Source organism: Kordiimonas sediminis (genome assembly GCF_014656395.1).
Classification (GTDB): Bacteria; Pseudomonadota; Alphaproteobacteria; order Sphingomonadales; family Kordiimonadaceae; genus Kordiimonas_A; species Kordiimonas_A sediminis.
Genome location: NZ_BNCI01000002.1, coordinates 339,305 through 354,474, shown reverse-complemented (window position 1 = coordinate 354,474; position 15,170 = coordinate 339,305). Strand labels below are relative to the sequence as shown.

At 48.8% G+C, this 15,170-nt stretch carries 14 protein-coding genes; 3 read left to right on the top strand and 11 right to left on the bottom strand.

Going from position 1 to position 15,170, the window contains the following annotated elements; genetic code table 11:
* Window positions 1-42: 42 nt before the first annotated feature.
* Together tadF and IE181_RS09175 are read right to left on the bottom strand one after the other, a co-directional pair.
* Entirely contained in the window at window positions 43-660 is a 618-nt protein-coding gene (gene tadF, locus IE181_RS09180) for a tight adherence pilus pseudopilin TadF (RefSeq protein ID WP_191252213.1), read from the bottom strand.
* Between the two features lie 6 nt (window positions 661-666).
* Window positions 667-1,299 carry a TadE/TadG family type IV pilus assembly protein gene (locus tag IE181_RS09175; protein WP_191252211.1) on the bottom strand — a complete coding sequence of 211 codons (633 nt, stop codon included), beginning with the start codon at window positions 1,297-1,299 and terminating at the stop codon, window positions 667-669.
* A 264-nt stretch (window positions 1,300-1,563) separates the two neighbouring features.
* On the opposite strand from IE181_RS09175, the gene IE181_RS09170 reads away from it, so the two are divergent.
* Window positions 1,564-3,207, top strand: a complete 1,644-nt coding sequence (locus tag IE181_RS09170; RefSeq protein WP_191252209.1) for a TadE/TadG family type IV pilus assembly protein — start codon at window positions 1,564-1,566, stop codon at window positions 3,205-3,207.
* Between the two features lie 53 nt (window positions 3,208-3,260).
* Here the strand turns inward: IE181_RS09170 and metH are convergent, their stop codons facing one another.
* Genes metH through IE181_RS09150 form a run of 4 tightly spaced genes read right to left on the bottom strand, consistent with a single transcriptional unit; the run spans window position 3,261 to window position 8,849 of the window.
* A complete protein-coding gene (gene metH, locus IE181_RS09165; protein WP_191252206.1) occupies window positions 3,261-5,876 on the bottom strand; it encodes a methionine synthase in 2,616 nt (871 codons plus the stop codon).
* Window positions 5,877-5,888: 12 nt separating this feature from the next.
* Window positions 5,889-6,968, bottom strand: coding sequence for a homocysteine S-methyltransferase family protein (locus tag IE181_RS09160; protein WP_191252204.1), 1,080 nt, complete (start codon window positions 6,966-6,968; stop codon window positions 5,889-5,891).
* Window positions 6,969-6,970: 2 nt separating this feature from the next.
* On the bottom strand, window positions 6,971-7,894 hold the full coding sequence (gene metF, locus IE181_RS09155) for a methylenetetrahydrofolate reductase [NAD(P)H] (protein WP_191252201.1): 924 nt from the start codon (window positions 7,892-7,894) through the stop codon (window positions 6,971-6,973).
* Between the two features lie 31 nt (window positions 7,895-7,925).
* The gene (locus tag IE181_RS09150; protein WP_191252199.1) at window positions 7,926-8,849 is read right to left on the bottom strand and encodes an ArsR/SmtB family transcription factor; all 924 of its coding nucleotides are present in this window, start codon (window positions 8,847-8,849) and stop codon (window positions 7,926-7,928) included.
* Between the two features lie 203 nt (window positions 8,850-9,052).
* Here IE181_RS09150 and IE181_RS09145 point away from each other — a divergent pair, with 203 nt between their 5' ends.
* On the top strand, window positions 9,053-9,790 hold the full coding sequence (locus IE181_RS09145; protein ID WP_191252197.1) for an MlaA family lipoprotein: 738 nt from the start codon (window positions 9,053-9,055) through the stop codon (window positions 9,788-9,790).
* A 78-nt stretch (window positions 9,791-9,868) separates the two neighbouring features.
* On the opposite strand, the gene IE181_RS09140 is transcribed toward IE181_RS09145, so the two are convergent.
* Together IE181_RS09140 and ettA are read right to left on the bottom strand one after the other, a co-directional pair.
* Window positions 9,869-10,243, bottom strand: a complete 375-nt coding sequence (locus IE181_RS09140) for a VOC family protein (RefSeq protein WP_191252194.1) — start codon at window positions 10,241-10,243, stop codon at window positions 9,869-9,871.
* A 169-nt stretch (window positions 10,244-10,412) separates the two neighbouring features.
* Window positions 10,413-12,083, bottom strand: a complete 1,671-nt coding sequence (ettA, locus tag IE181_RS09135) for an energy-dependent translational throttle protein EttA (RefSeq protein ID WP_191252192.1) — start codon at window positions 12,081-12,083, stop codon at window positions 10,413-10,415.
* Between the two features lie 79 nt (window positions 12,084-12,162).
* Here ettA and IE181_RS09130 point away from each other — a divergent pair, with 79 nt between their 5' ends.
* The gene (locus IE181_RS09130; RefSeq protein WP_191252191.1) at window positions 12,163-12,765 is read left to right on the top strand and encodes a methyltransferase family protein; all 603 of its coding nucleotides are present in this window, start codon (window positions 12,163-12,165) and stop codon (window positions 12,763-12,765) included.
* Window positions 12,766-12,790: 25 nt separating this feature from the next.
* Here the strand turns inward: IE181_RS09130 and IE181_RS09125 are convergent, their stop codons facing one another.
* The 3 genes from IE181_RS09125 to IE181_RS09115 are packed head-to-tail and all read right to left on the bottom strand — an operon-like array spanning window position 12,791 to window position 15,149.
* Complete coding sequence (locus IE181_RS09125; RefSeq protein ID WP_191252190.1) at window positions 12,791-13,453, bottom strand: glutathione S-transferase family protein; 663 nt, start codon at window positions 13,451-13,453, stop codon at window positions 12,791-12,793.
* A 14-nt stretch (window positions 13,454-13,467) separates the two neighbouring features.
* Window positions 13,468-14,121 (bottom strand): glutathione S-transferase family protein, encoded by a 654-nt coding sequence (locus IE181_RS09120; protein ID WP_191252189.1) that lies wholly within the window; start codon window positions 14,119-14,121, stop codon window positions 13,468-13,470.
* A gap of 32 nt (window positions 14,122-14,153) precedes the next feature.
* Window positions 14,154-15,149 carry an alpha/beta fold hydrolase gene (locus IE181_RS09115; RefSeq protein WP_191252188.1) on the bottom strand — a complete coding sequence of 332 codons (996 nt, stop codon included), beginning with the start codon at window positions 15,147-15,149 and terminating at the stop codon, window positions 14,154-14,156.
* Between the last annotated feature and the right edge of the window lie 21 nt (window positions 15,150-15,170).

Here is a 15,170-nt window from a genome sequence, read left to right as displayed (position 1 = left end):
GATTAATTAGCTTAATTGCCACCAGGTCTGGTGACATTCCTGTCAGGAGCAAACTTGCGGGGCAGAGCCACTAACCGGGACAATTTCATCAATTGTACCAAGACGGGGTCTGAAATAAGATGTATATTTCATGCTGGTATCAAGATCCAGAAACCCCAAAAGCGGCTTAAATTCATAAAATACTTCGGTCACAATCAACATTTGATTGGTCAGTACAATCATATCAGCCGGTATCCCACCTATAGCAATAATAGCGTCTTCATCACCATAGTCACTTGTGCCCGTACCGGTACCGAAGCAACGTTTCCACGCGACGCGGTATTCGTCGGGTGCCGAGGCGGAGGCACCATCACCAATAATCGCCGTCATGACGGCCTTTCCGTCCGCAGATATCTCGTAAGGCCGGGATATTTCATCAAGCGCCGCCATGATATCATTCATTTCAGCTTCGTTCAGTCCCTCATCCAGCTGCGTAAGGAGATTGGACATACTGTAGGCCGCACGAGACATTTTCTGGTGTGCAAGCAGATAGGTAACCATATCGGCTGTACCAAGTAGCATCAGTATCAAAACCGGTGCAACAAGCGCCAGTTCAACCGTAACGACCCCTTGCTGGTTTCGTCGTAATTTCCGATAGAGAGTATGTAATGCCCCAATCATTATATTCTATCCACAATTTACCTGATCTGCAGACGGCGTCCATTTCACGCCGCCGAAAGGTTCATTCTTAATCACAGCCGAAGACGAAAGGCGGATAGTCCGCGTGCCGGTCATAATTTCTCCAATCCAGCCCGACATATAGGGCAGCTCGACACCTACATCCATAACCATGATATTTTCCCCTGCCCCGACACCTGCACCGCCGCGGTCAAGGTCCCAGGCACCATTACCGTTTGCATCAACAAAGCATTCGCCTTCGTCATATTCATTGTTACCGTTGGTGTCGGTATAGATCTCAGGTTCCCCAATATTGGCAAAGGAATCATAAAGCTTCGTCACAATGGATATATTATTGGTAACACCTGCTGCCTTTAATTGGTCCCGCACTAGGTCTTTCAAATATGTTTCCCTGTCCGCATATCCGTCCGGGACATCACCGGTCATAGCAATTCGGGTCGTATAGGTAACAGCACCTTCAATCGCAGAATTGACCATGAACACGCGGCCAAGTTCCATCCCGCCCAGCACAATCAACAGAAATACAGGCAGCGTCAACGCATACTCTACCGCAGCAGCACCATTTTGGTTTGACCAGAAGGCACGACTGTGTTGTAGCCATTTATGCACAAGCTTAATCATGTGACGGATTGTTCCTGCCTGTTATTCTACTCAAATAAAAAGTTACGGAATACTATAAACAAAGTATCCAGCCTTTCGGCAGGAATGTCATATAGTGCATCTTTCTTTCCAGTATATTCAACTATTCTAGAATTTTTTCATCTATTTTACAGTTAATTTTTCTAGTATTGGATATATTTCTTCACTTATCTTAAAGTTTTGTTAATCATACTTTTCTGGTTATACCCTTGCTCGAAACAAATGGCACGAACCATGAAACTGCAGATGTTACGCACTAAACTGTGTACTGGCCTGTTCTCGTTGAAACGCAATGAGGACGGTGCCATCATGATTAAAACGGCACTTCTTCTGGTCCCGTTCATCGCACTACTTGGTATTGGCATAGATATGTCTCGGATATATCTGTACCGGTCGGAGCTTTCCGGTGCTCTCGATTCCGCAGCACTGGCCGGTGGCAAGGCTTTTAATCAGTTTAATGAGGCCGAGCGGGAAGCGCAGATCAGGGCCTTTTTTAATGAGAATTTCCCGACAAATTATATGGGGGGCACACTGGGCGAACTGGACATTGTTCCTGACGAAGCCAATACAACGCTAACAATCACCACCACCGGCATTCTGGATATGACCTTCATGCGGGTATTGGGCTTTGACAAAGTACCGATTACCGTCTCGGCACAGGCAACCAGCAAAACAACAGGCCTTCAACTTGCCATGATACTGGACGCTACTGGTTCGATGGTGGATGACGGCAAAATTGACGACTTACAGGATGCATCCCATACTATGATTGACGCCTTGTTCGGTAACAATCTATCTGATGACAAACTTCAAATCTCTATCATTCCGTATGTAACCGCCGCCAACGTTGGTGGGGCAATCGATCATGACTTCATAGATTTCTCAGATATGCCAAGCAGTTATACCTATGATCGGGATGATATTAGCAAATGGAATGGGTGCGTTGAAGCCCGAGTTACCAATTCTGCCTTAGATTCTGGTGCCATGGATGTTCGTCCTGATTTTTCTGGCCATAAATGGAAACCTTATTTTTGGACACCAGGCCACTCCAACAATGACTATTTTGGCATTGATGGCCTTGTTGTTGTAAATCCTGCTGGTAAAGTTCTCCCTTGGTCACAGGCTGGCCACCCCAAACACAAAAAGTTTAAAGGTAATGGTGGCAATAGAAAATATGACCGCGGCCCAAATCTGGCTTGCCCCCTACCGATGCTCGACTTTTCTGAAACAAGTTCTGAAATTCATGACTATATTGATGAAATCCAGCCAGCATACAGATTGGGTGGTACTGTTCCCATAACAGGTATGGTTTGGGGGTGGCGTCGCCTGCAACATAATCAGGAATATTTCAATAACATCAATGATGTACCTAATGATGATTCCTTGACAGTCAAGGCGGCAATCCTCATGACAGATGGGGAAAATAAGATTGTAAGCAATATATCAGGCCCAATTCCCCATTACGATGGAAAAAGGCGAATGGGCCAAGACAGAACTGATACCATTGATGATGATGGGGACGGTAACTGTCCAGGCTGTAATAACGTGTGGGACAGAGATGACGAAGAATTGGGCATCATCTGGAAAGGCGATTACTCTGCCTATGGCCGTCGTGATCTGGGCCGATTGGACGGTGCAACCACATCAACTTCTGCGATTAACGCGATTAACAAACGCCTTGCCTTTATCTGTTCTGGCATGAAGTCCGATAATATCGTTATTTATACAGTAACCTTTGGATCAGGCGCTACTGATACCAGTCTCCAAAATCTTTATCAGGGGTGCGCCTCTGATCCGGCAAAATATTTCCATGCACCGTCTGCGCTTGAGCTGGAAAACGCGTTTGAAGCAATTGCAAACGACCTGTCCAACCTCCGACTAAGCAAATAAAACACGCATAAGAAAAAGCCGGGAAATCCCGGCTTTTTATATTTCTATTTCGCTTAATCGGCCAGATTAGGGCGCAGATATCTTTCTGCTTCTGCCACGTCTATTCCTCTGCGGCGGGCATAGTCTTCAACCTGATCTTTGCCGATTTTACCAACACCAAAATAGTGACTGTCTGGATGCGCAAAATAAAATCCTGATACGGCCGCCGTCGGTGTCATGGCGAAACTTTCCGTCAATTCGACACCCGCCTGCTGTGTCGCATCAAGCCAGTCAAACAAGGCTGGTTTGGCACTATGATCCGGACATGCAGGATACCCCGGCGCGGGACGAATACCTTTATAGCGTTCCTTGATCAAATCTTCGTTCGTCAGGGTTTCACTGCCAGCATATCCCCAGAATTCTTTCCGGACCCGTTCATGCATATGCTCTGCAAATGCTTCTGCAAGACGGTCTGCCAGGGCCTTGACCATAATTTCATTATAATCATCATGTGCAGCCTTGAACCGGGCGACATGTTCGTCAATGCCGTGCCCCGCAGTTACCACAAAGCCGCCAACCCAATCGTCTGTCCCTTTCGGTGCGACAAAGTCGGCCAGACAATCATTTGCACGGCCTGCACGCTTCTGTACCTGTTGGCGCAGACAATAAATACGGTCCATTTCTGCCGTACGGTCTTCGCTATCAAAAAGAACAACGTCGTCCCCATCGGCATTGGCGGGCCAGAAGCCAACGACTGCCTTGGCCGTCAGCCATTTTTCAGACAGTATTTTTTGCAGCATCTCCTGTGCATCGGCATAAAGACTGCGAGCACTTTCCCCGACCACGGCGTCTTCGAGAATTTGCGGGTATTTGCCAGCCAGTTCCCATGTCCGGAAGAACGGTGTCCAGTCAATCCTGTCTACGAGTGTCTCCAGCGGATAATCATCAAAGACTTTTGTCCCTGTGAAGGTAGGCTTCACGGGCGTGTAAGACAGTTTTTCACGATTGGCACGGGCCTCGGCAATCGGCACAAGGCGGTCCACTTTGGGTTTGGCGAGCCTTTTTTCCCGAATGTCATGATATTCTGCCCGAACATCGGCGATATATTTTCCGCTCAAATCCTCTGACAATAGCGTACTTGCCACCCCGACAGCACGGGATGCATCCAGAACATGCACAAGCGGACCAGAATAGTTTGGCGCCACCTTGACTGCGGTATGTACACGGCTGGTTGTTGCCCCGCCGATCATAACAGGCATGGAATACCCTGCCCGCTCCATTTCCTCGGCTACGGTACACATTTCATCCAGAGACGGCGTAATCAGGCCTGACAAGCCCACAATATCGACCTGATGATCGTTCGCGGCTTTCAAAATTTCTGCCCACGGCACCATCACGCCAAGATCAATGACCTCAAAATTATTACACTGCAGCACAACCCCCACAATATTTTTACCAATATCATGGACATCGCCCTTCACCGTCGCCATCAGGATTTTACCCTTGGGCTTTGTGCCTTCGCCTTTTTCAGCCTCGATAAATGGCTGCAGGTAATTCACGGCCTGTTTCATCACCCGCGCAGATTTCACCACTTGCGGCAAGAACATTTCGCCAGCACCGAACAAATCACCAACGGTATTCATACCGTCCATAAGCGGTCCTTCGATCACCTGAATCGGTTTATCAAACATCTGACGGGCTTCTTCTGTATCCGCCTCGATATAATCTGCAATACCTTTAACCAGTGCATATTCCATACGCTTTGCAACCGGTGCTTCCCGCCAGGTAAGGTCCTCTTTTCGCTCCTTGGCGGTTCCTTTGTAGTCGTCTGCCACGTCAAGAAGACGTTCTGTTGCGTCAGAACGGCGGTTCAGGATCACATCCTCTACCCGTTCGCGCAAGTCATCGGGAATCTCGGAATAAACTGTCAACTGACCTGCGTTGACAATCCCCATATCCATCCCCGCACGGATCGCGTGATAAAGAAAGACACTGTGCATGGCCTCCCGAACCGGATTATTACCCCGGAAGGAAAAAGACACATTGGACACCCCGCCCGAAACCTTTGCATAGGGCAAATGTGTTTTAATCAGGCGCGTTGCCTCGATAAAGTTCACGCCGTAAGGGTCATGCTCCTCAATACCAGTTGCGACTGCAAAAATATTGGGATCAAAAATAATATCCTCTGGCGGAAAACCGACCTCGTTCACAAGGATATCATAGCTGTTTTTACAGATTTCAAATTTGCGTTCGATAGTGTCAGCCTGGCCATCTTCATCAAAAGCCATAACAACAACCGCAGCACCGTAGCGCATGATTGTACGGGCCTGCTCCTTGAACGGCTCGACCCCCTCCTTCAGACTGATAGAGTTTACAACCGACTTACCCTGAACGCATTTCAACCCTGCTTCAATCACGTCCCATTTACTGCTGTCGATCATTACCGGCACGCGCGCGATATCCGGCTCGGCCGCAATTAACTGCAGAAACGTCACCATTGCCTCTTTGGCGTCCAGCATCGCATCATCCATATTGATATCGATGATTTGCGCGCCGCCTTCCACCTGATCGCGCGCGATCGCGACGGCTTCGTCATACTTACCTTCAAAGATAAGTTTCTTGAATTTCGCTGAACCGGCAACATTCGTCCGTTCACCGATATTGATAAATTGTGCTGTTGGCTGGGTCATGGTTTTAAACTCTTAGGCCGTCGCCGACGGGGATGGTGCATTAATGATTGTTATCGGATCAAGGCCGGATAGCTGCATCACTGGCTCATGCTTGGGAATAGAGCGTGGTTTCACGCCTTCCACTGCCTTTGCAATCGCTGCAATATGGTCTGGCGTCGTACCGCAGCATCCGCCAGTGATGTTCAGCAGTCCTGTTTTAGCCCACTCGCCAAGGTGCGCAGCTGTTTGGTCTGGGCTTTCATCATACTCGCCCATCTCGTTAGGCAGGCCTGCGTTTGGATAGGCACATACGCGCGTGTCTGCCACGGCAGAAATACTAACCGCATACGGCCGCAATAAGTCTGCACCAAAGGCACAATTAAGGCCGATACTGAAAGGCTTCGCATGGCGTACGCTGTACCAGAACGCGTCAATCGTCTGACCGGACAGATTACGTCCAGACATATCTGTTACCGTACAGCTAATCATGATCGGCAGACGTACGCCTTTTTCTTCAAACACATCTTCAACTGCATAGATCGCGGCTTTGGCATTCAGTGTATCGAAAACAGTTTCAATCAGGATAATGTCAACACCGCCATCAATCAGGCCCCGCATCTGTTCCCTGTATGCATCCGCTACCTCATCAAAGGTAACTTCGCGGTACCCAGGGCTATTCACATCCGGAGAAATCGACAGTGTTTTGTTCATTGGCCCGACAGAGCCCGCTACAAAACGCGGCTTTTCAGGCGTTTTTGCAGTCCATGCATCTGCTGCAGCACGGGCTACCTCTGCCCCTGCTTTATTGATCTCGTAGGCAAATGCCTGCATGTCATAATCAGCGAGCGAAATACTGGTGCCGTTGAAGGTGTCTGTTTCAACGATATCAGCACCTGCAGCCAGAAACTCCTCATGAATTTCCTGAATAAGGTCCGGTTTGGTTAAAACCAGCAAGTCATTATTGCCTTTAACATCACAGTGCCAGTCCTTGAACCGCTCACCGCGATAATCAGCCTCTGCCAACTTATGGCGCTGGATCATGGTACCCATCGCACCGTCCATAACCAGAATGCGTTCTGCCGCTATTTTCTCCAGAATGTCCTGTTTGCTCATGGTTATTCTCCTGGCGTTCCTGCCGGTGGTCTGTGTCCCAGCATATGACAGATAGCAAAGGTAAGGTCTGCACGGTTGGCTGTGTAAAAATGAAAGTCCCGAACACCGCCTGCATATAACTTGCGCACCTGCTCTGCCGCAATCGCCGCTGCCACCATTTTACGTGTTTCGGGACGATCATCCAGACCATCAAACATCTCGGAAAGCCAAGCAGGTACATTTGCTCCGCAGTTTGCGACAAAAGTCCGCAGCATTGCGCCCGTCGTGACCGGCAAAACACCCGGAACGATTGGCACATCAATACCGTATGACTGGCAGTGATCCAGGAAACGGAAATAGACATCCGGCTCAAAAAACAGCTGGGTGATCGCACGGGTCGCGCCTGCGTCTACCTTCCGTTTTAAATTCTCAAGATCCGCCGCCAGTGTTGGACTATCTGGATGTTTTTCAGGGTACGCTGCGACAGATATTTCAAAATCACCAATATCGCGGATACCCTTGACCAGATCTTCGGCATTCACATAGCCATCAGGGTGCGGGGTGTAGCAGTCAACCCCTTCCGGCGCATCACCGCGCAGTGCCACAATGTGGTTCACGCCGTCATCTTTATACTGTCGGATTACATCATTAACCTCATCGCGTGACGCACCCACACATGTAAGGTGCGCTGCTGTTACAAGGGAGGTTTCCTCAACAATACGTTTTACTGTCCTGTGCGTACGTTCACGTGTTGATCCGCCTGCACCGTATGTTACTGAAACAAATGCCGGGTCAAGGGGCTCTAACTTCTTGATAGACTGCCACAAAGTTTCTTCCATTTTCGGTGTTTTCGGCGGAAAAAACTCGAACGAGATGTTTGCATCGCGCACAGGTTCCGCGAACAGGGATGGGTGCAAAACACCGGCAGACAAACCAGCATGTGACATTATCTTTACTCCTAAAACGCTTACTGCGTTCTTATTTTACTAATTTCCAGACTGTTACAACAAGATCAGAGCCATCAAAATGGCGGGTATCAGCCACCTTCAGTCCCGCGGCCATTGCCCATTCTTCCATTTCTACATCCGCGAAGCCAAGCCGTCTGTGCGCATGGTCTTCCCGCAGTTTTTCAAATGCGTGCGGCGCGAAATCAGCCACCAGCAGTGTACCACCTGGCGCAAGTACACGCGCAGCCTCGGCAAGTGCTTCCTTTGGCTTATCCGCGAAGTGCAGTACCTGATGCAAAATCACGAGGTCTTGCGTCTGGTCAGCAAGGTCAAGGCTGTACATATCCCCTTGCCGCACTGTGCAATTCGTAACTCCGTGCTTGGCTAAATTACTGCGTGCGACCGCCAACATGTCGCGTGATACATCAATTCCAATACCTGCACTGATACGTCCTGCGAAAAGTTCCAGCATCCGCCCGGTACCCGTACCAACGTCAAGAAGAGTAGCATGCTTGTCGGTTTCAACCATACTCAGCAGACAGGCTTCCACCTGTTCTTCCGGTACGTACAGAGACCGTATTTCATCCCAGCTTGCAGCATTCTCACGGAAATATGTTTGCGCTTTTTTGAAATTGGCTTCCCGAATACTGCGCAGTCTGGTCTCGTCATCCTGAATAACGGGGTCATCATCGCCTAATAAAGGCAGGATACGACTGCTGAAACTTTCTGCACGGCCCTGATCAGCTAGACGGTAAAAAACCAGCGTCCCTTCTTGAAAGCGAACCAGCAGATTTGCATCACACAGTAGTTTAAGGTGCCTGGAAACACGCGGTTGACTTTGATCCAAAACCTGAACAATTTCACCAACAGTCAATTCCCCATGGCGAAGCAAGGCAAGTATGCGCAGACGGGTTGCCTCGCCAGCGGCGCGCAGCTCTGTCAACAACCTTTCCATATGCCAGTACTCCTCCAATTGCTTCACTGCAATATAAAGTTTTCTTTATATTTGTAAAGGTGAAAAAATATATAATCAGAATTAGTTTCTCTAATGATCACGTGCTGGTAAATTAATCGTCAAGACCATTGAAACTGCCCTCTGGTTGACATATTTCAAGGGCAACGTTCCGAGTATAAATAAGTAAAATTAAGAACACCCACATGAGAAGTTTATTTAAAAAATTCATAATTCTTGGTGTTCTGCTGGCATCTGTTAGCGCCTGCAGCACAACCCAGACAGCGAACAGCGACCCACTGGAAGGCTTTAACCGCACCATGTTTGCCTTCAATGAGGTAACGCATAAAGCCGTCCTGAAGCCCGTTGCCAAGACTTACGAAACAGTAGTGCCTGAGCCTCCCCGCAAGGCAGTACGCAACTTTTTCCGCAACCTACGTGAACCGTGGGTTTTCATAAACGACATTCTGCAAGGCGAATTCAAGCGGGCTGGCACTACTTTCCAGCGCTTTGTGATTAACTCTACCGTCGGGATTGGCGGCCTTCTAAATATTTCAGAAGGGGCCGGCCTTGAATATCATCAGGAAGACTTTGGACAAACCCTTGCTGTTTGGGGTGTTGGCGATGGTCCTTATCTGGTTCTTCCCTTTCTCGGGCCATCAAGTGGCCGCGATGCCTTTGGCAGTGGTGTTGGATTCTTCGCCGATCCGGCAGCTATTGCGATCGACAATGCTGACGAAGAAGGACTGCAGCTTGGCAAAATTGGTGTAGAATCTCTGGATCGTTACTCCCGCAGTTATGGCCTGATTGATGAAGTTCTACGCAACAAAGATCCGTATCTATACATGCGTATCCAGTATCAACAAAACCGGGCCTTTGAGATCAGAAACGGCAAGCGTGACCACTCTGAAGCGGATGATATATTTGATGAAATAGAAGATTAAACTTCATCCAGGAAAAGTTCTCACAAATAAAAAAGGCGCCTTACTTGGCGCCTTTTCTTTTAATAAAACTAGCTTTGATTAAGCGCTTGTCATCGCGAAAAAATTCAGTTTATTTCCGTCCAGGTCCCGGAAATAAGCGGCATAAAAACCATCCATACGCTCGCCGGGCTCGCCCTCGTCCGTGCCGCCAAGCTCTAAAACTTTTTTATAGAGTGCATCTACCTTTTCCGGGCTCTCGACATGCAAGGCAACCATAACACCATTACCAACGGTGGCAGGCTTGCCGTCATGCGGTTTGATTACACAGACTGATGGTGCATCAGGTGCCGTAGCCCATGCGACGAACGAGTCGCTTTCCATAAAACGGCCTGCGCCCATTTCGCCCATTAGGGCGTCATAAAAAGCCACAGCTTTATCGTAGTTATTTGTTCCTAAAGTTACATATCCAATCATACTTCTTCTCCCTTGCTGATGGACATTAACCATACTCCATGTTCCCCATTTGTTCCAAGAAAAAAAGAGCACCAATAATGAATAGTCTGTAAAACATTTTTGCATAGAAAAAGGCGACCAACATTGGTCGCCTCCTCCATAGGTATTTTTATAAGACTTTTATCCGCGATTAACGTTCGAACTTGCGGAACTTAATCTTGTGTGGCTGATCGGCGTCTGCACCAAGACGACGTTTTTTGTCTTCTTCGTAAGCTTCAAAGTTACCTTCAAACCACTCCACGTGGCTGTTGCCTTCAAACGCCAGAATATGCGTCGCAATACGGTCAAGGAAGAAACGGTCGTGTGAGATTACCACGGCACAACCGGCGAAATTTTCCAGCGCTTCTTCCAGTGCTGACAAAGTTTCAACGTCCAGATCGTTTGTTGGTTCGTCAAGCAGGAGTACGTTACCGCCCTCTTTCAGCATCTTGGCCAGGTGTACGCGGTTACGCTCACCCCCAGACAGGATACCGACTTTCTTCTGCTGGTCACCACCCTTGAAGTTAAAGGCACCAACATAGGCACGCGTATTAATCTCGGTTTTGCCAAAATAGAAGACGTCATTACCTTCGGAAATTTCTTCCCAGACATTTTTGTTCGGGTCAAGGGCATCGCGGCTCTGATCCACATAGCCAAGCTGAACAGTGTCACCCACTTCAATTGAACCAGCGTCTGGTGTTTCCTGACCGGTAATCAGCTTAAAGAGTGTAGTCTTACCAGCACCGTTCGCACCAATCACGCCAACGATACCACCCGGTGGCAGAGAAAAGTTCAAATCATCAAATAGCAGTTTGTCACCAAATGCCTTTGTAAGGCCTTTGGCTTCAATAACCTTATTACCAAGGCGCTCAGGCGGCTGAATCTTAATCTGTGCACTACCTTGCAGACGCTCCTGCTGCTGATTAAGAAGCTCATCGTACGCCTTGATACGCGCTTTTGATTTCGCCTGACGGGCTTTCGGGCTTTGACGAATCCATTCCAGCTCTGCGTCCAGTGCTTTTTGACGGGACTTCTCGGCTTTTTCTTCCTGGGACATACGCTTGGATTTCATTTCCAGCCATGCACTATAGTTGCCTTCAAACGGAATACCGCGACCCCGATCAAGCTCCAGAACCCAACCAACAACATTATCAAGGAAATACCGGTCGTGCGTTACAAGGATCACACAGCCTTTATAGTCCTGCAGATAACGCTCAAGCCATGCAACTGTCTCAGCATCCAAATGGTTGGTTGGTTCGTCAAGCAGCAGCATTTCAGGCTTTTCAAGCAGAAGCTTACAAAGCGCAACACGGCGGCGTTCACCCCCAGAAAGCTTATCTACAGCCCAATCAGATGGCGGACAACGCAGCGCGTCCATCGCCACCTCTGCCTGACCCTGCAGGTCCCATGCATCAGCCGCGTCAATCTGCTCCTGCAGTTCTCCCATACGGTTCAGAAGGTCCATGTTTTCAGGGTCCATACCGTAATCACCTGCAACCTGATTAAACTCGTCAACCAGAGCCTGCAAGTCCGCCAAGCCGAGCATGACATTGCCAAGAACATCCAGACTATCGTCCAGCACTGGCTCCTGCGGCAAATATCCAACACGGGCACCTTTGGCAGCAAAACACTCGCCCTGATATTCTGTATCAATACCCGCCATAATCCGCATCAAGGTTGATTTACCGGCACCGTTGTGGCCGATTACAGCGATCTTGGCGTTCGGCAGGAAGTTCAGGCGGATGTTATTCAGAACCTGCTTGCCACCAGGGTAAGTTTTGGACAGGCCCTGCATCTGATACACATATTCGTAGGAAGCCATTCGTTTTTGTTCCTTGTTCAAATGGAAATATTTGGCCATGCTGTACCGCAAGATGCCGCGAAGTACAAGGGGAACTAGGATGGAAACTATCGGCTGGCCGAATTGGACAATACTGATTTTCGGCGCTGTAATGATTGGCGGCTTTGTCTGGCGGACAGAACAAATGCGCCGCTCGTCCGGCATCAACCCCTACCGTTTGAAAGCTGACGACAGCCCGATGGGAGAGATCGGCAAATGGTACAAGCGGGTAACCTTGCTCGTGATGCTCTATGCAGTTGCACGCTGTTTCTGGGATATTGACATCCATACGGGGCCTTTTGCAGCCTTCTACCTACCCGCCGTGCAGTGGGCAGGCGTTGTGGTTACCAGCTTTGGGATCGTTTGGTCCCTTGCCGCGCAGGCACAAATGTCTGATAGCTGGCGCATTGGCATCCCGGACGACGAACCTGGTGCGCTGGTGGACCGCGGTCTTTTCAGTATAAGCCGTAATCCGTTTTTCCTTGGCAGTGTGATATTTAATCTGGGTATGTTTCTGATGCTGCCAAGCTGGTTTATGTTGATGATGCTAACCCTTGGCTGGGTCGCAGTGAACATACAGGTACGGCTGGAAGAAGAGTTTTTGACCAGATCGATAGGGGATGATTATCTGGTCTACAAAGAAAAAGTACGGCGCTGGGTATAAGCGCCGTACTTGAAATTCATTAACATTAATCAGCCATTGCTGCCTGCAGATATTCGAATGATTTCTGCATCCGGGCCATACAGTTCTGCACGATAGCTGTGTCCTGCACATTGCCCCACCATGCTGCCAGAACTTTATGATCTGCCAAAACATCAAAACCAAAAGCATCCTTAGCCAACTGCGCATGAAACATATAAGGGATCAAGGCAGCATCGCCCGTGGACCAACTATCGCCAATCACATTTGGGCCATCCCCGATATAGCGTTCCAGTGCCTTAATCGCATCTGGAATACCTTTCTCAATCGCATTCTGTTCGCCTTCGGGGTCTTGATAACCAAATATCACATTGCCAGACAATTTTCCCTGATGCGGAAAGATATATGTGTCCACAATCCTGCCAATCAGGGAAGCGCGCGCCCTATCGTACGGGTCAGCGGGTGTCAACGTGGGTCCCCCCACAACACCGTCCAAATATTCCATGATCACCTGGCCTTCAATCAGACAGGTATCATCATCCAGTTCCAGATAAGGGATTTTACCGTAAGGATGCCCCTTGAAATGCGCATCAGATTTCATCCCACCCGGCGGGAACCCAGGATACTGAACAGCATCCAAAGCATTTTTCATTTCAAGAGCGATCAAACACCGTTCGTAAAAAGGCGAGACACTACTTCCGTACAATTTCATTATTCGACCCCTTCTTATTTTTTCTGCAGGAACGCTAGTAGCTGTTCCAATGACTTTTCTGCACGCACCATACTGTCTTTGACAATATCTGTTTGGGAGACATGGGCATACCATTCCTGTAATTTAGGGCGGTCCCCAAAGCCGTCAACACCGTGCTGTTTTGCAAATTTTTCCATATGAAACAGCCACGGGATCAAAGCAGCATCCGCAATGGTCCAACTATCACCGCTTAGATATTTACCGCCGGTGATAAAGTGCTCCAAATAGTCAAAAGCCGCTGGCAGGCTTTCTGTGGCAGCCTTCTTGACTTCCTCGTCTGAGTATCCCCGATTGGCCCAAAAACGTTCCATCGCCGGGGCCATATATGTATCAATGATACGGCAGATCATCAGCGCGTGCGTTGCTTCATCCAGGTCTTCGGGGACCAAGGCATCCCCCTCGAGAATAGCATCCAGATATTCGGCAATAACCTGACTTTCAATCAGGTAAGTGCCATCATCTTTCTCCAAGTATGGTATCTTTCCAGTCGGATTTGCCGCCATATGTGCCGGGGACTTCATACCGCCCGGAATATCTCCCAACTCTACCGCATCTGTTTGGCCTTTAAGGGCCATAACCAGATAACAGCGCCCAAAATAGGGCGATAAATGTGCTCCATAAAGTTTCATAGAAACCTCCTTATAAATCCGTATATGTGTTGCTAAACGCTATCATTCAACCATGACTGAATTGCTTTATTCACTTCATCTGGCTGTTCCTGCATACTCCAGTGACCGCAGCCACTTAGATCATGCCGTCTATAATCTGTGCATAGTGCGTCCATGCCATCCGCCAAATGGGCAGGACATGCCCGGTCCATATCAGCAGTGATCATAAGCGTTGGTATTTCAACAGTCGGCAACTGGCCTTCTTCGTTCACAAATCTTTTTTGATCCTGCCAATTAGCGGTCATATTCCTGTACCAGTGGATTGGTGCGCGATAACCACCCGCCTTGAAAGCATCTACATAGACCTGAACATCTTCTTCTCCTAGCAGCAGTTCACCGCCCCAGGACTGCTCCCCTGCTTCAATCATATCCAGCAGGTTTAATGAATTTTTTCTCTGGCTTTCGTTCTTAACCCGCTTGGTGTTCTTGCCCGGCTTCCGGAGGAAAAAGCGCATGGTATGCAACGGGTCTTTTTCCAGTATTTTCTCGCAGCTGCCATCATCCTTCTGGAAGCGTACGATATACATATCGTCGCCGAGGCCCGCCCGCATCATCTGGACCGGGTCCATGGGATAGTGCGGTAACAGCGGAACATTCAGCCCAGCACAGCCAAGCAGAATTTCAGGAACATAAAAAGGCATTTGCCACAGCACCAATGCTCCCCAGTCGTGCCCGACAAAAACAGCTTTGTCTATGCCGTATGCCTTGATCATATCCGCCATGGCGCCCGTCAGTTTAGTCATTGTGTAATCACTGACATTGTCTGGCTTGCTGCTTTTTCCGTATCCGGGCATATCTGGTACCAACACAGGGTACCCTTCAGCAGCAAAATAGTGCGCCTGATAGCGCCAGCTATACGCCAGTTCCGGGAACCCGTGCATAAATACAAGCGTTGGCTTATCCGTTTCGCCAGGCTTAGGGCCAAACTCGTAAACTGCCAGCGTAAAGTCCTTGGTTTCGACCATTTGTGGTGTCGGCCACTGTGTCATTATATTCCCCTTTTAACAAAC